Annotated in this window: 14 protein-coding genes; 5 read left to right on the top strand and 9 right to left on the bottom strand. The window is 40.7% G+C overall.

Going from position 1 to position 19,982, the window contains the following annotated elements; all coding sequences use genetic code 11:
* Positions 1 to 11: 11 nt before the first annotated feature.
* From nagA to ACOB80_RS16775, 4 genes are all read right to left on the bottom strand, one after another.
* Entirely contained in the window at positions 12 to 1,145 is a 1,134-nt protein-coding gene (nagA, locus tag ACOB80_RS16790; RefSeq protein WP_473167015.1) for an N-acetylglucosamine-6-phosphate deacetylase, read from the bottom strand.
* Positions 1,145 to 2,143, bottom strand: coding sequence for a glucosamine-6-phosphate deaminase NagB-II (gene nagB-II / locus ACOB80_RS16785; RefSeq protein ID WP_473167014.1), 999 nt, complete (start codon positions 2,141 to 2,143; stop codon positions 1,145 to 1,147). The genes nagA and nagB-II overlap by 1 nt, the downstream gene beginning before the upstream one ends.
* Before the next feature lie 27 nt (positions 2,144 to 2,170).
* The gene (gene nagK / locus ACOB80_RS16780) at positions 2,171 to 3,064 is read right to left on the bottom strand and encodes an N-acetylglucosamine kinase (RefSeq protein WP_473167013.1); all 894 of its coding nucleotides are present in this window, start codon (positions 3,062 to 3,064) and stop codon (positions 2,171 to 2,173) included.
* Positions 3,065 to 3,299: 235 nt separating this feature from the next.
* Positions 3,300 to 5,975, bottom strand: coding sequence for a beta-N-acetylhexosaminidase (locus ACOB80_RS16775; RefSeq protein ID WP_473167012.1), 2,676 nt, complete (start codon positions 5,973 to 5,975; stop codon positions 3,300 to 3,302).
* 342 nt (positions 5,976 to 6,317) lie between these two features.
* Between ACOB80_RS16775 and ACOB80_RS16770 the strand changes: the two genes are divergently transcribed.
* The gene (locus ACOB80_RS16770) at positions 6,318 to 7,034 is read left to right on the top strand and encodes a SapC family protein (protein ID WP_473167011.1); all 717 of its coding nucleotides are present in this window, start codon (positions 6,318 to 6,320) and stop codon (positions 7,032 to 7,034) included.
* Positions 7,035 to 7,062: 28 nt separating this feature from the next.
* The gene (locus ACOB80_RS16765; RefSeq protein ID WP_473167010.1) at positions 7,063 to 8,622 is read left to right on the top strand and encodes a tryptophan halogenase family protein; all 1,560 of its coding nucleotides are present in this window, start codon (positions 7,063 to 7,065) and stop codon (positions 8,620 to 8,622) included.
* A 428-nt stretch (positions 8,623 to 9,050) separates the two neighbouring features.
* On the opposite strand, the gene ACOB80_RS16760 is transcribed toward ACOB80_RS16765, so the two are convergent.
* Positions 9,051 to 11,771 carry a TonB-dependent receptor gene (locus ACOB80_RS16760; protein WP_473167009.1) on the bottom strand — a complete coding sequence of 907 codons (2,721 nt, stop codon included), beginning with the start codon at positions 11,769 to 11,771 and terminating at the stop codon, positions 9,051 to 9,053.
* Between the two features lie 637 nt (positions 11,772 to 12,408).
* On the opposite strand from ACOB80_RS16760, the gene ACOB80_RS16755 reads away from it, so the two are divergent.
* A complete protein-coding gene (locus ACOB80_RS16755; RefSeq protein WP_473167008.1) occupies positions 12,409 to 13,428 on the top strand; it encodes a LacI family DNA-binding transcriptional regulator in 1,020 nt (339 codons plus the stop codon).
* A gap of 30 nt (positions 13,429 to 13,458) precedes the next feature.
* Here the strand turns inward: ACOB80_RS16755 and ACOB80_RS16750 are convergent, their stop codons facing one another.
* The gene (locus ACOB80_RS16750) at positions 13,459 to 14,073 is read right to left on the bottom strand and encodes a TetR/AcrR family transcriptional regulator (protein ID WP_473167007.1); all 615 of its coding nucleotides are present in this window, start codon (positions 14,071 to 14,073) and stop codon (positions 13,459 to 13,461) included.
* Positions 14,074 to 14,203: 130 nt separating this feature from the next.
* Between ACOB80_RS16750 and ACOB80_RS16745 the strand changes: the two genes are divergently transcribed.
* The gene (locus ACOB80_RS16745) at positions 14,204 to 15,343 is read left to right on the top strand and encodes an efflux RND transporter periplasmic adaptor subunit (protein ID WP_473167006.1); all 1,140 of its coding nucleotides are present in this window, start codon (positions 14,204 to 14,206) and stop codon (positions 15,341 to 15,343) included.
* A 4-nt stretch (positions 15,344 to 15,347) separates the two neighbouring features.
* Positions 15,348 to 18,428, top strand: a complete 3,081-nt coding sequence (locus tag ACOB80_RS16740) for an efflux RND transporter permease subunit (protein WP_473167005.1) — start codon at positions 15,348 to 15,350, stop codon at positions 18,426 to 18,428.
* 63 nt (positions 18,429 to 18,491) lie between these two features.
* On the opposite strand, the gene ACOB80_RS16735 is transcribed toward ACOB80_RS16740, so the two are convergent.
* The 3 genes from ACOB80_RS16735 to ACOB80_RS16725 are packed head-to-tail and all read right to left on the bottom strand — an operon-like array spanning position 18,492 to position 19,752.
* Positions 18,492 to 18,653, bottom strand: coding sequence for a hypothetical protein (locus ACOB80_RS16735; protein WP_473167004.1), 162 nt, complete (start codon positions 18,651 to 18,653; stop codon positions 18,492 to 18,494).
* A 38-nt stretch (positions 18,654 to 18,691) separates the two neighbouring features.
* On the bottom strand, positions 18,692 to 19,042 hold the full coding sequence (gene rraB / locus ACOB80_RS16730; protein WP_473167003.1) for a ribonuclease E inhibitor RraB: 351 nt from the start codon (positions 19,040 to 19,042) through the stop codon (positions 18,692 to 18,694).
* Positions 19,039 to 19,752: a 1-acylglycerol-3-phosphate O-acyltransferase gene (locus ACOB80_RS16725; protein WP_473167002.1), complete on the bottom strand. Its 714-nt coding sequence runs from the start codon at positions 19,750 to 19,752 to the stop codon at positions 19,039 to 19,041. The genes rraB and ACOB80_RS16725 overlap by 4 nt, the downstream gene beginning before the upstream one ends.
* Positions 19,753 to 19,982 lie beyond the last annotated feature (230 nt).

Below are 19,982 nucleotides of genomic sequence, written 5' to 3'. Positions count from 1 at the left end.
GTTGTTATTAGTTATTTCTGATACAAAGCTTGCCCGGCTACCCATGTAGACTGGACTTCTCGTTGTTCGTTCAATTGAATAAAGTCTGCAGCACTACCAACTGTTAACTTTCCTTTGCTCTGATCAAGCCCTAAATAGCTCACAGGGTATAAACTCGCCATTCTTATTGCTTCATCGTAGCTAATATCAAGCCATGCGTGTGCGTTATTCACCGCACTAATCATATCAAGTGCAGCGCCTGCTAATTCACCTGTAGTCGAATTTAAGCGTCCGTCACGTAAATAAACCGTTCGACCAAAAAACAAAAACTCTGTTTGATCTGTGCCTATAGTCGACATAGCGTCCGTCACTAAATACAGTGTACCTTGCGGCTTCGTTTTTAAAGCGAGTTTCGCGCTGACACTATCAACATGATGACCGTCAATAATAATGCCACAGCTTGCATGGTCGTTTAACAATGCACAGCCGGTAACGCCAGGCTCACGCCCTTGAAGTGGCGACATCGCGTTATATAAATGGGTAAAACCGTCGGCACCAGCATCAATTGCTGCTTGCGCTGTCGCAAAATCCGCGTTGGTATGACCTAAGCAAACCTTAATACCAAGAGACACCATTTTACGGATATCGTCAGGCGATACTGTTTCTGGTGCCAAGGTAACAATTATTTGACCTAAATCCTTACGCGAAAGAATTGCCCATTCTTTTTCTGATATTGGACGAATAAATTCTTCAGCATGCGTACCTTTTTTCGCGACAGATAAATGAGGCCCTTCAAAATGGACACCTAGTATGCCTGGAACTTTGTCGTTAATTGCTTGTGCAATTGCATCTGCAGCTTGCTCCATCACCGACACTTGGTCGGTGATCAGTGTAGGAAGCATGCCCGTTGTACCGTAACGGGCATGAGCGGTCATCATGGTTTTTAAACTATCTACTGTGGGAGAGACATTAAATAGCACACCACCACCGCCATTAACTTGTAAATCCACTAACCCAGGAACCACTAGACCTTCCAATTTAATATCAAAAGAATCAGTGTTGTCATCAATGGCAACAATAACGCCGTTTTCAACGGTCAATACTTGTTGTTCAAGCGTTTGTTCGCCTGTAAATAACTGCTGGGTTAGGAATCGAGTTTGCGTCATTATAAAGTCTTCGTTACTTTCTTAAGGCCTTTTGGCTCATCTGGGTTAAACCCTCGAGATACAGCCACTTCAGCAACGTCTAAATAGAAACGCTGTAATACTACTAAAGGTGCTAATCTTGGATGAGTACCTTTATTATTTTGACGTAAGTGAACTAAATCAGCACCACGCTGACCTACTTCATCAATTTGCTCTTGATGAGACTGTGCACTCTCGTCTTCTACAGCACAGTTCAAAATTGCTAAGCCTTGTTCAACTAAAGTGACAGGACCGTGTAAAAATTCAGCACTACTAAATGACTCGGCATGAATAGAGCTTACTTCTTTTAGCTTCAACGCCATTTCTTTAGTTACCGCGTAACCAAGTCCACGACCTAGTACCACCATGTTCTTAACGCCTTCTAAAGAAGCCGGTGTAAGTTGTGGCTCAGAATCAATCATTGATTGTAGTGCTTCAGGTAGCGAATCTAGTGCGGTAATTAGCTCACTATTTTCAGTCCAGTAAGCAGTGAGCTGTAATAAGGCTGATAAGGTCGCTAAATAGCTTTTTGTCGCTGCAACAGAAACCTCTGCACCAGCTTTTAATGGCACGAAATCATCAACAACATCTTTTAACGGTGACGTTTCGTCGTTAACCAAAGCAACAACATAAGCCCCGCCTTTTTTCGCCATTTCGGCTTGAGCGATGATATCAGGGCTGCGGCCTGATTGAGAAATAACGATAGCTAACGCTTTATCTAGTTTAAGTTGCTTGCCATATACACTTGAAACCGAAGGAGCAGCAGCAAACGTTGGCACACCCGCTTCTATTTCAATTAAATACTTACCAAATACACCCGCGTGATCTGATGAGCCACGACCAATGATCATCACCATTTTAGGATCAAAAGCACGCAGTTTTTCACCAATACCGTTAACGAGTGCTTGGTTATCGGCTAACTGGCCTTTAATAACGGAAGGAGCTTGTTTTGCTTCTTGCTCCATAATTGTTTGTGTCATGAGTAAATCCTATAAAAAATGATTAAATTACTGCAACGCGAGCTGTTGCTGAGCAAATAAAACTGAACCTATTTCTGGTGGACATAAAGGCTCAGCCAATAAATCTTGAACATCTTTATCTAACCAAGGTGTAATGCGTGGAGTTAATCCGCCGATCAAAGAAACGCGCGGAGGTTTTTGAGTAACAAGCTGTCTAGCAATACCACTCATATAAGCAGCACCTTCTTTAACAATTTCAGTGGCAATTTCATCGCCCTGCTCTGCGGCATCGAACACCAAATTCGCCATTTTTGCGTAGAAAGCGGCAGGCTTTCCAGCTATGGCTTCAACCATTTGCAAGCCATCTTCAACCTGCAAATGCGTTAATAACATTTCATTAATTTTCGACGGAGACTTTAAACCATCTAACGACATCAACACATAATTTGCCGCTTGAAAGCCAAACCAGGCACCACTGCCTTTGTCGCCATGAGGGAAACCGTGGCCACCTAATGTAAATGGATGTCCATCGACATATGAAAAACCACATGAACCTGTGCCAGTAATCATCACCGCACCATCGCCGCCTTGATGAGCACCTAAACATGCAATCAATAGATCAGTCGCTAGAAACATTTGCTTAAACGGATGTTGCCATTCAGACATTTGTTCAAACAACGCAGGTAGGTTAACCCCTGCTAATCCAACACCAGCGACAATATCTTTTAGTTCAATTGTTAAACCTGAATCTTTTAGCGCGAGTTCAGCAGATTCTGTAATAGAGTTAATCGCCTGCTCAAAGCCGTGAAGTGGGTTTGCAGGACCAGATATACCCGTGCCTATCACCTTATTGTTTTCATCAACAATAATTGCTTTACATTTACTGCCACCGCCATCGATGCCTAAAAAATATGAGTTTGTATTTTCACTGCTAGTTAGCATGTGGACCTCATGTTGCTAACGAATTCACTAAGCTTTACTAAAAAGTAACAGTATGATTCGCTTTAATTCTCGTGATTGATTTCATATTAACCAGAAATGACAGCGTTGTCATTTCTTTTTTAATCATTTTTTTATTATTTTTATTTAACTAATATGAATAAAAATACAATATATTGATTGATATATCATTTTTACTAGCAGAGATAGTGAAAACATCGCTATCTCTGCCATAGAACTATTGAGTGACAGAGACAATTCGACTCTTACGAGTACCATCACTGGTCACTGAACGTAGCTCAACGTTACCGGCAACCTTCACTGGCTCTGAGTATGGTAACCACCCTTTACCCTGCTCTTTATATTCAATTGCTAAGCCCGGCAGGGCAATATTGGCATACAAGAGGCCTTCTTCGATTTTCGCCCCAACCGTTGGTAATCGATACTTAATGTTGGCTGCATCAAGTTTTGGTAACTCTTTGTGACCTAATACATGTGCAAATTTTTGCCATTCTTGATCACGCAACGCTTTATTCTCGTCAGTGAATACGTTGGTATCTTTATTGTATTTTGCACCTTGATAATTATAAGGTACGGCCCAGTCTGGCTTGTACCAAGCACGTTCAGCTAAAGCGATTACACGTGGGAAAATTTTGTAATGCGCAGTATTGTCAGTTCTAACATTCTCACTCCAAAGCTGCGCTTGAACACCCAAAAACTGACGACCTTGATCAAGTGGCTTATGGGTCACATTACCCTGTTCATCTTTCTGTAGCGTATCGTCCGCTTCATAAGGGTTGCCTTGTCTGTCAGTCCAAAATTCTGCATGTACTGGCACATTTTCAGGCATGAATTGGAATACTTTTTCAGTATTGGTTTGACGAGAAGCCCAGTAATAACCGTGCTCTTTAGGATCCGCTTCATAAGGAAAATCAAAATAAGTTACATCTGGCGTAGACAATACAACTTGCCAGTTGCGGTTCGCTAACTCATTCACTACGTTGTGAGCGCCCCAAGGTAAATGTACCCAAGCATTTGCCTGCACAACAGCAGGCATGTTTTCTTTTGTCGTGTGCTCTAAACCATCACTCCACGCACCAGGCTCAATACCCATATCAGAAATCATGTTTGAAACACGTTCAACAAAATAGGAACCAAGCTGTTTCATCTCGGTGACGCCTTTGTCGTTATTCGCAACAAACGCTTTACAGACATCAGATTCAATCCATGCACCAGCCGTTTCATCTGCGCCAATGTGGTAGCGCGTTAACGGTTGACCGGCTTTCTCATGGATGTCTTTTACTTCTTGCATGACTTTTTCTATGAAAGCAAAAGATGATTCCTGACAAGCATTGATTGTGTTGTCATTGTAAAATTGCACCGATGAGTAGACAGTTTTGTCATTAATATCGTGTAGTAAATACTGCTCTGCTTTCTCTTGGTTTTCTTGCGCCATGTACTTGTTATAACGCGCTTCCATTGCTTTGATTGCAGCGCGAGAATGTCCTGGCATATCTAAAGAAGGTAAAACTTGAATATGTCGAGCGGTCGCAGCTTGCAGAATTTCTGTGTAGTCTTCAACACTGTAAAAGCCATTGTTAGTATTGTTGCTATCAATACCTGCACCAAGTTGCGGCATCAAACACGATTGTTCTGATAAATCAAAACAGCGCTTACTGCCCACTTCGGTCAGTTCTTCAAGGCCTGGAATCTCTAATCGCCAACCTTCATCCTCAGCCATGTGTAAGTGAAGTTTATTTAATTTATAAGCGGCCATTTGATCGAGCACGCCAACAACGAAATCTTTGTCTCTAAAGTTACGTGCAACATCAAGAAGTAACCCTCTAAACTCGTACAAAGGTTCGTCTTCAACTTTAACAAAAGGGACATTTTGCTTACCGATTTGATACAAACTTGCCAATGATTGTAAGCCGTTAAAGACACCATTTGCATCAACACCAACAATAGTGACGCCGCTTTGGTTTACCTCTAACGAATAACTACCAATCATTTTGTTGTCATCCGCCTGAATGCTTAAACTTACCACTGTACCCGAATCTGATGACATGACACCTAAGCTTGCAAGCCTAGCCAAAGCTGCTTCTACATCAGTGCTGTCAACATTATTTAAATTAACTTTGATGCCATTACTAATGTCTAAACTGCGGCCATCAGCGGCAAACTCGATATTCTTAGGCGTTGGGATTATCGCTTTACTGACATCGATTTCAGCATCGGCTACGGCGGAGTTAGATTGATAGAAATCTTGTGGCGTTTTCCATTGTGTTGAATCTGCTTCAGAACGCTTAAAGGTATGATGCTTATCGGTATACGTGTTAACGAAAGGCAAAATTTCCATTTGCGTATCGCTATCAATTTCCGCCTGAGTGCTTTTCATCACTTGCGGTTGCAAATTAGCAGCAGAGATAATCATGTTTGGCATCACGTCTGATTCAGCAACAGACCAATACGCGGCACGGTAAGTAATCGTTGCAGACTCACCCTTTTTAAGACCCTTAAATTTGTCTGTTGGTGTTAACGTATGCAAGTCGCCATTCTTGTGCACTAAAGTAAATAGCTCGCTATCAAAATTGTGCAATGGCGCAATTTGGCTATAGTAAATTTGCCAGTCGCCCGCTGGAATATCTTGGTTTGCCGTTAAGATAAATTGTGATTCAAAACACAAATCATCAGTTTTACCTTTAACACATTTATCCTTAATGTGGTTACTAACATGATTAACACGGATATCTAAATGCTGGGCAATGTGGTCTAGATCCGCTTGAACAAACTCCTTGCTCGTTAAAGATGATGATTCCGATTCAGCAGAAGTATTACTTTCCACATCCGCTTTACCACATCCAGTCATGGAAAGTGTTGCGGAAATTAATACAGCGAGCAGTTTCTTTTTCATTGTTAATTCTCATTAGGTTAGCTTATATACAATTAACATGACGCATTTTGACAGCGCTGTCAAATTTCACTTCGGTTAAATAAGCAACAAGAGAGAAGTTGGCTAACGCTAAACGCTGTTTCATTCGCGAGTGTACAGCTAAATAACACTAACATTAACGACCTTAGCCTATTCTACCGACCTGACACACCAGCAATGACAGCGTTATCATTTCCTTGATTAAACCGTTTTTCGCAAGTAGTATGAATTCAATATGCGTAAATGTTGTTCTGTCGTCACTAGCCTTCAGTTTCACATTTGACGATTCATAACAATATAAGCAAATAAAGATAAGGTAGTTCTATGAGCACTCAAGAAAAACATTCTATTGCGATTCTCAATAACAAAAGTCACAAAAACTTAAAACTTAAAGCTGACACGGGTTATGCCCATGCCAAAGAGCATCATTTAGCTTATTTGCTTGTTCATGAATTTCCTAAAGCGGTTATTGACTATCCTATTGTTTTCGTTAAAGACAGTGAAACTGGTCAGTTTAAATCTGTTGCTCTTTTTGGCTTTAAACCAGGCGAGAATTTATATTTTGATCAGCAAGGATGGATAAGTAAATATATCCCGGCAAATGTTAGACGCCATCCTTTTTTGATGGTTGCTAAAAATGATGAGCAAACACAGTGGGAAGTATGTATAGACGAATCAAGTGCAACATTATCAGAAGATGAAGGCAAAGCCTTATTTAACGACAAAGGTGAAGCAACAGAGTTTCTTAATGAAACTAAGCAATTCTTAATTGAAGTTATTGAAAAAGAACAAGTAACCTCAGCATTTTGTAACTATCTAGCCTCAAAAGATTTACTTCGTGCTAACTCTATAACACTCACTGATAGCGAAGGTAAACAAACGGCAATTAATGGTTTGTATATCGTCGATGAAGAAAAACTAAATAAGCTATCAGACGACGAATATCTAGATCTTAAAAAACGCGGAGTTATCGGCGCTATCTACACACATTTAGCATCACTTGGACAAGTAGATCGCTTGTTAATGTTAAGCCAACGCTAGCGCTTCATCTGAGACTTGGGAGTAAGCCATGGATAATCAAATTAATCATGTAGTTGTAGTCGGTGGTGGTACGTCTGGTTGGATCATGGCAGCTCGATTAGCCAAGCAACTCGGCGCAACAAAAGAAAATGGAGTCAAGGTTACCTTAATTGAATCGCCAGATATCTCAGGTATTGGTGTAGGTGAAGGCACCTTCCCTACCATGAGAGAAACATTGCGATCTTTAGGTATTCCAGAAACTGAATTTATTAAACGCTGCAACGCGACGTTTAAGCAAGGCATTAGATTCGACCATTGGGAATATTCACCGCAAGAAAAGCCAGGTAACCATTATTACCATTTATTTAATGTTCCTCACTCTCATGGCAATGTTTCGCTAACCGATTATTGGTTGCTGGGCATGGGGAACAAGAATAAGTCTTTTGCTGACAATCTTTCTAATCAGGCAGCAATTTGCGATGCTGGTTTGGCACCGAAAAAAATTACCACTCCAGAATACAAGTCTGCCGCAAATTATGCTTACCACCTCGATGCAAAAGAATTTGTTAACCTCCTACGAGAATGGAGTACAGAAAAGCTAGGCGTCCAACATATAGTTGCCCATGTGAACGATGTAAAGTTAACAGAAGATGGCGACATCAAATCAGTATTAACTGAGCAAGAAGGCGAAATAGAAGGCGATCTATTCGTTGACTGTACAGGGTTTCGTTCCCTGCTTTTAGGTCAACATTTACAGGTGCCATTTATTGATAAAAGCGACATTCTGTTTGTTGATCACGCCGTAGCCATCCAAGTACCTTATCAAAACGCAGATGATCCTATTGCATGTACAACCATTTCGACAGCGCAAGAAGCCGGCTGGACTTGGGATATAGCCCTTAGTACACGCCGAGGTATCGGCTACGTGTATTCAAGTAAACATACCAGCCATGAACGTGCTGAGCAGGTTTTGCGTGAATACGTAGGGCCTCAAGCTGAAGGGTTAACAATTAATAAGTTTGCAATGAAAGTAGGATATCGAGAAAAGTTTTGGCATAAAAACTGTGTTGGCGTTGGCTTTTCTGCTGGGTTCTTAGAGCCATTAGAGTCCACTGCGTTAATTATGGTTGAAGCTGCAGCGAACTTGCTATGCGATCAATTTCCTCGAAAACAAAGCATGATGACGTCTGTAGAAAAACGTTTTAATAAATCGTTCCACTATCGATGGGAACGTATTATCGATTTTGTAAAGCTTCATTATTTTATCAGTAAACGTGATGACACCCAGTTTTGGATTGACAATCGAAACCCAGATAGTGCTCCTCAGTCACTTCTAGATAAACTAGAGCATTGGAAATACCAAGCGCCTATGGTTTACGATTTTGAGAATATCTATGAAACCTTTACTTTAGATAGTTATCAATGGATTCTCTATGGCATGAATTTCGACACAGATCTCAGCTTAAATAGTGCAAGTTATCAAGAACACGATATCGCTAAGCAAGAATTTGAGCGTGTAGAAATGGCAGCAAAAACCGCGGTAAATCAGCTGCCATTGCACCGAGATCTCATTAATAAGATAGTTCAATACGGGTTGCCAAAGGTTTAACAGAGACTTTGTTTGCTCAAGCAAAGCTTGTTACATACAAACTCATCCCAACCTAAAAATAAAAGCACCAGACATGTCAATCTGGTGCTTTTTTGGTTCTATGCTTTTATTTAATCTACTCATCGCGTTTAGAGTGTTGTTTATTCATCAGCTTATTCTCTGTCGCCAAACTTAGCCTTTTCGAATGAATAAATAGCTGATTTGACGAACTTAAAATGAACTAGAGATCAAAGATGGTATTGCCCGTGGAAGAACTAGTTTTACATATCGCCAGGTTTAACCAACTGAAATAAAAAGAAAGCTTGCTAAAACTAAAAAGCAAACGATTATAAAAACAACCATCGGCTTTATAGCACTTACTCTAAATCACAACAAAAAAAATGGCTCTTAATAAAGAGCCATTTTACTGTCCAGAAAGTTATTTAAAATTAAAACTTAACACTTGCGCCTAAGACAAAACGGCGACCATTAGCGTAAGATTTAGAGAAGCGATTTTCTTCTTGATGGTATTTTTCAATAGTCTCATCAGTCAGGTTAACAGCTTCAAATTTGATATCTAAGTAATCAGTAGCCATCCAAGTTACGCTCAGATCTAATTGACCGTAAGACTTAGTAAACTGCTCAGAACCAAAGTCAGTTACACCGTCGTACCACTTAGAACGGTAGTTATACATTACACGTGCACTGATAACATCGTTCTCGAAGTAACCAGTAACGTTAGCCATGTGCTTAGAAGCACCTTTAACTAAGCCACTACCTGACACATCTAAGTCACGCTCACCATCGTTGTTCGCGTCTGTAAATGTGTAGTTTGCTACGTAACCCCAACCATTGTTAAAGCTATGCTGCCAAATAAATTCTACACCTTGAGTTGTGCCACCAGGGCCATTCTCTAACGTGTTTTCAATTAAAGTAATTGGCTGGCCAGTTTCTTCATCAATACGTGTAATTTCTTTCGGGTTGTAAGTAACGTAAGAAGAAATATCTTTGAAGAAGTATGTCGCACCTACCATAGATTCTGCATCGTAGTACCACTCATAACCTAAGTCGAATGAGTTTGCGTACTGTGATTGTAAATCTGCATTACCACGAACAGCTAGACCTGTATCTTCGTTTGCATTTAAACGAGGCGCCATTTGACCGTAGTCTGGGCGAGCCATTGAACGATACAATGCTGCACGTAAAATAGTGTCTGCATCTAAATCAAATGCGATGTTGAAACTTGGAAGAACATCAGTTTTCGTTTTGTTCACTGTATCCCATTCACGGGTACAAGATGCATCGAAACCGTTACAGTTTTGGTTAGCGTCATCCCACCAGTTACCAGTGTAATTCCAAACAGAAATGTCAGCGTCAGTTTGAACAACACGAACACCTAAGTTACCGCGGAAGCCGTCACCAGTGAAATCACCTTGTACATAACCCGCTAAAATTTCTTCACTGATAGTGTACCAGCTATCTAAAAGATCTAAATAAGTTGTGTTAGCTGTATCTAGTACGCCGTTTGCTTTGTTTAAATCAATTAAAGCATAACCTTGACTATAGCCACCTAAACCACTTTGGTGATTGCCTGGCGTGTGCCCACTAGCTAGAGAACCATAAGTTGGGTATAAACCAGAGATTTCAGCTAAACCAGTCTCTACTTCACCGTCGCCATCAATGTCAGTGCCCGCAGACTCAATATGCCAGCGATGTGCTACGAAGGTTTGTGATTTTTCATGGTCACGGTACTTCATACCAAATTTGAGCGCATCAAACGCACCCATATCAAGAGGAAGTTCTACGTCAAATTGTAGGTAGTCTTCTTTATCAGTTTGTGGCTTATCTGCACCTTGAACCCAACCTAAAGCATAAGAATCTGGGTCACCTGGAGCGAAGTCTGATTGATGTGTTACATCAATTGTGCCATTGCTTACGTCGTAAGAGTAATCAGCGTTTGCACCGAACTCGTAGAAGCGATCGCGCTCTGTACCGCCAGACGCGTCAGTTGTACCTACTTGAACTTCTAACGTAAAGTTTTCACCCTTATAAACTGTTTCTAAGTCTAAAGACTCAGTTTGGCTTCCTGCGATACGGTCAATTACGTTATAAGCTGTTGTGTTAGTAGCTGCGCCACTAAATGAACCACCTAGCTGAGCACCGTTATCAACGTCATACGAATCAATTGTGTATGCACCATTGCCACGCCAGCCTGTATCACGGTTCCATTTTGGAACGTGTAAAAGGTTGTAGTTAGTGTTGTTCGCTTTAAGTTCAGAATCTAAATAGTTTAATGTAAATTCTAAGCTATCAGTTGGAGCCCACTGTGCTGACGCCATAACTGTTTCACGCTTACGTTGCTGTGTGAAGTATGCGTTACCTAAAATACCTGGAATACGAACGCCATCAAGGTCTGCAGGAGTGTCAGCATCTGAAGATGCATCCCACTTGTTACCCCAACCTAATACCTCATAGCCGTCACGACGAAGACTACGTTCCTGGTTAACATAAGAAATTAAGAAACCTAACTTTTCGTCATCGCTCTTCCAAGAATACAAACCAGAAAACTGTGGATCTGTTTCTTCTGACAAATCACTATATTGCGCTTCAGCAGAAGCAAAAATAGTATTTGCGTCTAGGTCAAGAGGCTTACGCGTATGCAATACAACTGTACCACCAATCGAACCTTCATCTAATGAAGCCGTTGGTGATTTGTAAACTTCTAAGTTACCAACAACTTGAGATGGTAAAAGCGTGTAGTTAAAACTACGCGTAGGCTCATCTAGTACGAACCAGTCAGCAGAAGCAACATTTTGGCCATTTAATAATGTACGGTTCTTCGTTGGATCAGCACCACGAACAGAAATTTTTTCACCTTCACCAAAATCACGAGTAATAGAAACACCAGAAATACGTGATAATGATTCTGCCACGTTCTTATCTGGGAATTTACCTATATCTTCGGCGGTAATTGAATCTACTACGCTATTAGCGAAGCGTTTATTATTAAGGTTCTTTAAATTACTACCACGAAGGCCAGTAACTTGAATTACCTCTACTTCTTTTTCTTTAGCGCTTTCTTCAGCCATTGCAAATGGTGTAGCACCACCTGCAAGAACCATAGCGATTGAACTCGCTAATACGCCTTTTTTAAATGTTTTAGATGACATCGACTTTCCCTTACACACGTTTTTATAAATATGTTCGTTATGTTCTTATGTAACCCTATTTAAGACAGCGCTGTCTTTTCAATTCATGACAGCGTTGTCATAGGCTAGATAAAACCATACACAAAAATTGCATCATTGGCTACACTTGATCACAAATATATCAACTAAAACTACATAATATGTTGTTTTTATTACATTTATATTTGTTAAAAATTTATTAAATTTGCACGAATTTGCATCAGATATGTGAATTTTTAGACAGATAATTGATTGATTATATATTATAACTGAATAGTTATTCCTTATTTTGCATAAAACAGCATATAGTTACGATGATATCGTCAAAAAGTCTTGTACGACTAAAGCCATATAATTCCCCGAATATTCAAAGCCCTCTTATATATAGCAAGACATAATTACACAGATAACTTGACAGGTAATACACCCCTCTATTAGTGTTAGAAATGAGAGGCGTGCACTAACACTGGATGACAGCGCTGTCAGCTCCTATTAAGAAGTATACAACCACAATAGGACGATAAGTTATTAATTTATTAATAAAACTTGCTGAAAGAAGCTGAAATTCTTATCCTTACGCCCCCCGAATAATATAAATGATAAAAGGGTTAACACTATAATGAAGTCCACCATTACCGATGTTGCTAAACATGCAGGTGTATCTATAAAAACGGTATCTCGTGTTATTAACAACGAGCCGTCTGTAAGGCAACCTACTCGCGAAAAGGTAATGGCAGCGGTGAAAGAGTTGAACTATCAGCCTAATTTAGCTGCTCGTAATCTAGCAGGCACTAAGTCTTATAGTATCGCTTTCGTTTATGATAACCCGAATGCTTATTATGTTATCGACATGCAAAACGGTATTCTATCGGCTTGCAAAGAACAGGGTTTTGAACTTGTTATTCATCCTTGTCAATCGTCTTCTGACACTATTTTAGAAGAGCTAACAAGCATGATTAAGCACTCTAAAATAGCGGGTATAGTACTAACACCACCTTTTTCAGAACGACCGGATTTTGTTCAACATATATTAGATCTTGATGTAGATATTGTTAGGATCATGTCTGGCGACCAAGTGCCTGACAACCTGTCTCCTTGTGTGATGATTAATGACCGCGATGCAGCTCAGGATATCACACAACATTTAATTGACTTGGGACACAAGCGTATCGGCTTTTTAGCGGGTCAATCAGATCATAAATCTACAGTGGAACGACTAGAAGGATACAAGCAAGCGCTTGCTGCTAATAACATTGGCTTCGATGAATCGTTAGTGGTACAAGGCGAATATAGTTTCGAATCTGGCGTACACGGTGCTAAGCAACTCATGGCAGACGAACACCGACCTAGCGCTATCTTCTCTTGTAATGATGAAATTGCCGCCGGAGCACTTTTTGCATCAAGGTTAATGGGGATAGATATTCCTCAGCAGCTGTCAATTACCGGTTTTGAGAATAACCCATTCTCTAGACAAACATGGCCACGATTAACGACAGCAAACCAGCCTACTTCTCAAATTGCTGAAAACGCTGCTAAACTTCTCATTGCTCATGCAAGAAAACAGAGCAACCCCAAGGTTTCCACGCAATATACACCTGAGTTAGTTGTCAGAGATTCTACTTCTATTATTGGAAACTAAGCTGTATTACCAATTAAGCACTTTGGGCAATTAGGCCTCGACTTGGTAACCGCGTAAAAAGAGATCAACACAGCTTTCGATATAGCGATTGATATCTTCTTGAGCAACTTTTTGTTCTATATCGTATTCGATTCTCATCCACGCCTCACCTTTAACCATGTTTAAAAACTGAAAGGCGGCAGAGCGAGTATCTGGAATTGCTAAAATTTTGCGTTCTACAAAAGTATCCATCAACTGTGTAACTGCACTACAAACCCGATTAGGCCCTTCATTAAAAAATGTCTGAGCGACTTGCGGATAAGACTTGGCCTCAAAAGCACATATCTTGTGAACAGCAACGGCTTCTTTACTAACAATCATGGCAAAAAATCGATGAGCCAAGTCGAGCAAAATCTCTTTAGCAGGTTTATCGTGGCAGGTTTCAAAATCCAACATTTGGAAGGCATCACATTTTTGCTTAATTGCTGCACCAAACAACTCATCTTTATTACCAAAGTGACTATAAACCGTTTGCTTAGACACTTCAGCCTGATTAGCTATTAAGTCCATGCTTGTTGATGCATAGCCTTTTTCAGTAAACAGCACAGTGGCTGCTTCTAAAATTTGCTTTCTTTTTTGTTCGTTTTTGCTGCGCGGCTTTGTCATTTGATTACTTCTGAGATGACACAATGCCGTCATAATAGCAAAATAAACTAGACAGTCTAGTTTGACGTGATTAAACTAGACCGTCCAGTATGATTACATATTTAGACAAATAGTTACAAAGGACTCAAACATGCGCCAACTTTCCTTATCTCGCGGTGTCCTAAGCAGTATTTTCACCTTAATATTTCTCACAAGTGGTTGTAGTCAGCCTAATGCTGAATCGCCGGAATCTACATACGTTCACGCTGCAGATATTCAGCAGGCAACTAAGCAAACAGCTTATATCGTTGATAAGCAATACATTGGACGAGTCGCCAGTAAACAGCAAACCGCCTTGCCATTTGAGTTTTCTGGCAGGGTTAAGGATGTAATAGTTGATAGCGGCGATACCGTTAAAAAAGGACAAGTATTAGCCGTTTTGGATACTCGATTACTGTCTTATAGCAAAAAAGAAAGTTTAGCTCAGCTTGAGAGCTTTGAGGCTCAGCTTGCACTAAACAGCAAAGTCAGCAAGCGCATCAACACGCTTGAAAAAGAAGGATTTAGTTCCGTTCAGCAGCAAGATGAATTATCGGCAGAACGCCGACAATTAAATGCCTCAATTGATCAAACCAAGGCGAAAATAGCCACTATCAACTATCAACTCGAAAAAGCTCAATTACTGGCACCATACGATGGCACGGTAACTAACCGTCATATTAACGAAGGTGAATTTGTCAATGCGAGTGTGCCTGCATTTAAGTTAATAAAATCAGGAGATATTGAGATTAAAGTTGGCGTAGCGCCTCAAGACGCAAGAAAGCTAACGTTAGGTCAAACAATCCCGTTAGAAATCGATTCACACATTTATCAAGGCAAACTACTAGCTGTAGGTAAACAAATCGACGCTGTTAATCGAACCGTCGAAATAAGAATAGCCGTAGATACATTGAGTGGCTTTTATGATGCGGAACTTGTCAAAATTCACCATAAAAAAGAAATTTCACAACCTGGGTTTTGGGTGCCTCTTTCAGCACTAACAGACGGTGTACGAGGACAGTGGAATATCTTCTTAGCAAAGCCAAACGGCGGAAATCAATTTAAAGTCGCTAGCCAAACAGTAGAAGTACATTACACCACAGAGACGCAAGCCTATGTATCGGGCATCGAAAACGACACCATCGACTATATTCATGCTGGTGTCCATCGCTTGTCAGCAGGTCAAATAGTGCGAGCTGCATCTACTGATTTAGTAGCTGATACTGTCTCTGGAACCACAGCAGGAGAGTAAAATAATGATTACTTCTTTTGTGAAAAACGGCCGCTTGATGAGTTTGTTTATTGCTTTACTCATCGTTGCTGGCTTAGGTGCTTTATCTAACCTCCCGCGAACTGAAGACCCCAGAATTGTCAATCGTATGGCAAGTGTTGTGACGCCATTTCCAGGCGCAAGTGCTGAACGTGTCGAGGTGCTCGTTAGTGAAAAAATCGAGCAAAAAATGCGTCGTTTACCTGAAATTGACCTTATTACTTCCACATCTCGTGCGGGCATGTCTATCGTTCAGCTAAAACTGCTAGATGAGATCACGAACGCTAAACCTATTTGGTCGAGAGTTCGCGATTTACTCAATGACTTAGAGCCTGAGCTGCCTAAAGGCGCGTTAACACCCTCTTTAGAAGATGATCGAGGTTACGCCTATACCCAGCTTATCGCACTTTCTTGGCACCAAGATTCAGATGTTAATGTTGCAAGCCTTGGACGCTACGCCAATGATTTACAAAACCGATTGAAAATGGTTTCTGGCACGGATCTCGTCACCATTTTTGGTGACGGTGAAGAAGAAGTAACCGTTGCGATTGATCACCATAAATTAGCTGCTGCAAGACTTAACATCGCTCAAGTTTCCGATTTAGTTGGGCAAGCGGATGCCAAAGTATCAGCTGGGCAATTAGTTAACAACAAGCACCAAATGCAACTAGAGGTAACGGGGGCCATCGACACTCTAGAGCGCTTACGAAATATTCCGTTAAAGTCAGCCAACAATCACACGACGTTAAACCTCGGTGACATCGCTCAAATCACTAAGCAACTGAAACACCCTGCAACGGAAATTGCCCTAATCAATGGCAAACCCAGCGTTGTCGTGGCGACTCGCATGTTACCTAATCTTCGCATCGATAAATGGACGGCAGACGTCAATGAGATTGTCTCAGAATACCAAACACTGTTGCCTCAACATATCGGCTTAGAAGTGCTTTTTGATCAAAACCGTTACACTGAAAATAGACTTTCCGATCTAGTGAAAAACATTGCCCTTGGCTTTATTATTATTGCCTTAGTGTTATTTGTTTCATTAGGGTGGCGCTCAGCATTAATTGTTACCTTGTCTCTGCCAATGACAGTGCTGTTTACCCTTTCGGTAATGTATTTTTATGGGCTACCAATTCATCAAATGTCAGTAACGGGCCTAGTTGTCGCGCTTGGCATTATGGTAGATAACGCTATCGTGATGACCGACACCATTAAAGACAATCGAGAAAAAGGCATGCGCCGCTTGGCTAGTGTGCAAGCAGCCGTAAATCATTTATGGCTACCATTGCTAGGTTCAACCGTAACCACGGTGCTAGCCTTTATGCCAATTGTATTAATGCCAGGTCCAGCGGGCGAGTTTGTTGGCGGTATTGCGCTTAGTGTTATTTTCTCCCTAATTGGCTCGTATATTATTTCCCATACATTAGTTGCCGGTTTAGCTGGTCGATTCCTACCTAAACAACAAGAAAATTTAAATGCTTGGTATCAAAAAGGAATACAAATATCACTATTGTCGCGCAATTTTGATAAAAGCCTGCGTTGGGCACTAGCTCACAAAAAGCGCGTAATCGCTGTCGTGTGCTTATTGCCACTGTTAGGCTTTAATTTAGCGAGTCAGTTGTCTGAGCAATTTTTTCCAGCATCTGATCGAGACATGTTCCAAATAGAGCTATTTCTGCCCAATCAAGTCAGTATTTATCATACGGAACAAGTCTCACACGATGTTTCAAACTACCTTCATACGTTAGACGGTATAGAGCAAGTGCAGTGGTTTATCGGTAAGAACGCTCCTTCGTTTTACTATAATCTGATGCCGACAAAAGACGGTGCGCAATACTACGGTCAAGCCATGGTTACAACAACCGATTTTCATCATGCCAATCGCTTGATCCCACAAATTCAAACAGCATTAGACGATAATTTTCCTCATGCTCAAATTTTGGTGCGTAAATTGGAACAAGGGCCTCCTTTTAATGCTCCAGTAGAAATCCGTTTGTTCGGCCCTAATTTGGATACCTTGAAACAGCTAGGCAATGATATGCGTGCTTTAATGTCTACTGTCCCGAATATGGTTCATACTCGCTCTACTCTTCAACCTGGCCCTGCGAAAGTTTGGTTAGAAATTGATGAGCAAGCAGCGAAACTCTCTGGTCTTACGCTCGTAAACATTGCACAGCAACTAAATAGTCACCTCGATGGTGTCGTCAATGGCTCTTTGATTGAGGCAACAGAATCTATACCAGTCAGAGTGCGAATAGGTAATAGCGACAGAACAAGCATTGAGTCGCTGTCAGGTATTTCTCTGCTATCGCCAGCGAGTAATAAACCTATACCATTAACCGCTGTGGCGAAAATACATGTAGAACCTACTCTTGGTCAAATACCGCATCGTGAAGGCAAACGCGTTAATACTATTGAAGGATATATTCGCGCTGGAGTTCTGCCTTCCACTGTACTCGAACAAATAAAACAAAAGCTAGAAGATGAAAATTACGCCTTACCACATGGCTATTATTATGAATTTGGCGGTGAATCCGCAGAGCGAAATGATGCCGTTGGCAAACTAATGGCGAGTGTTGGCCTTATTGTGACATTACTCATTGCTGTTGTGGTGCTGTCATTCAACTCTTTTAGGCTGAGCGCTATTATCTTTTTGTCTGCTTTCCAGTCTGTTGGTTTAGGCTTACTGTCTATTTATATTTTCGATTATCCTTTTGGTTTTACTGTTATTATCGGCCTAATTGGTTTGATGGGATTAGCGATCAATGCTGCGATCGTTATCATAGCTGAACTCAAATCAGATCCCGCAGCGGTATCAGGTGATATTCCAGCAATAGTTTCTGGTGTAAAGCGCTGCGGTCGTCATATTTGCTCGACAACCATAACGACAGTAGGAGGCTTCTTGCCTTTAATCATGGCTGGAGGTGGTTTCTGGCCGCCATTTGCAGTGGCTATAGCTGGTGGCACAGTACTCACTACCCTACTCTCTTTTTACTTCGTTCCGTCGATATTCGTTTGGTTTAGTCAACGCCAAGCATTTGAGTGCAGTGAGCCTGTATCTTGAGTTAACTTTTCTCGGTAAGAATTTTTGCTCTATTAACAAAAAACTCGCCAAAGGCGAGTTTTTTTAATCTTTATCTGGGTCCATACCCTGTTTGATTTTTTCTAAGCGCTCTTGATGACGGTGGTGCGCTTTTAAGCCAGCAACACTAAATGCCCCCACGATAGCAATGATCGGAATCAATAACGCTAAAACGCCAGGGTCTAATAAACTAGAAAGTATATCCATGGTTTTTTACCTTTTATTATATTTATCTTGAAACAGACTTATTCTTCGAAGTAAGTTCCCCAACCATCATAATCAACTTTACATCGTTGTGCCAACTCAAACATCGCCTTCACTTCGTCTTTTAATACGTCTTCTTCTAAGAATTGCTCAGTAATAATGTCAAAAGCAAACACTTTTGTGCCATCTTCTAACTCTGCTTCTTCAGGCTCTTCAACGTCTAAGCCCATTTTAAATGCGGCTACTGCAGCTTGTTCTAACTGCTCAAAATCAGGCGAAGAGAAGTGATGTTCAATCGTGTGTTGTGCTTCTTCATTACTACCATCTTCAAGTAATGCTTCTACTAACTCTTCGGTATGTTCATACCACTCTTGTAATTCTGCGTCGTTCATGGGTTTATCTCTTGGTTAATTTTGTTAAAGCGCTCAATCATTAGATCGCGAGTACTATTTGCCACTTCACGTAAATTGTCGCCCTCTGCCGAATCTAAATCGATTGCCGGTAAATATTCAATCACTAGCTTACCGTTGTTAATTCGGTTTAATTTAATGCCTTGAGTGCAACTACAAATAACTGGCACGATAGGTACTCCAGCTTGCTTAGCCGTTCTAAACGCACCTGTCTTAAAAGGCAGAATGCCACGGCCATAGCTACGTGTGCCTTCAGGAAACAGCCAAACAGAAATACGTTTTTCTTTAATTTTTTCAGCGGCTTTATTAATTGTATTACTGGCTTTGTTTTTATTTTGACGATCAATCAAAATGTTGCCGGTTAGCCAATACATTTGCCCAAAAAACGGGATCCATACCAAGCTCTTTTTACCAATACTTACGGTGTTTGGCATGACTGCATTACTGACAGTGAAGATATCGTAACTATTTTGATGGTTACCTACATAAACAACTGGTTGATATGGGTCGAAATCTTTCGGTGCACGAATTTCGGTTTTAAGACCAAGTATCCAAGAAACTTTGCCCATAACAAAGGCAGTGCTATAAACGTTATTGCGGTGAAAAGGCCTTAAAATACATAAAGTAACTGAATAGAAAAATATCAGTAAAATGGCCAAAGCCATAGCGATAATACGTAAAAGTGCTAACAACTTTAGCTCCCGATAAATTAAGTGGTCGGATTATAACAAAGTTACTGCATCAAGGTTAACGTAATTTTACGTGCTAGAAACTAGCAATTATCCTGATATTAAGTAACTATAAATTAGGGCGTGTTGATCTTTCAGGGTTAAATTTTGTTCGAATTAAATGCGTTTTTATCGCGGCACTTGTGATACGCATAGTTATTCTATGCACAGAGCAAGTAACAATGAGAAAAATG

Source organism: Thalassotalea coralli (assembly GCF_055786205.1).
This window is presented reverse-complemented; position numbering and strand designations above follow the sequence as displayed.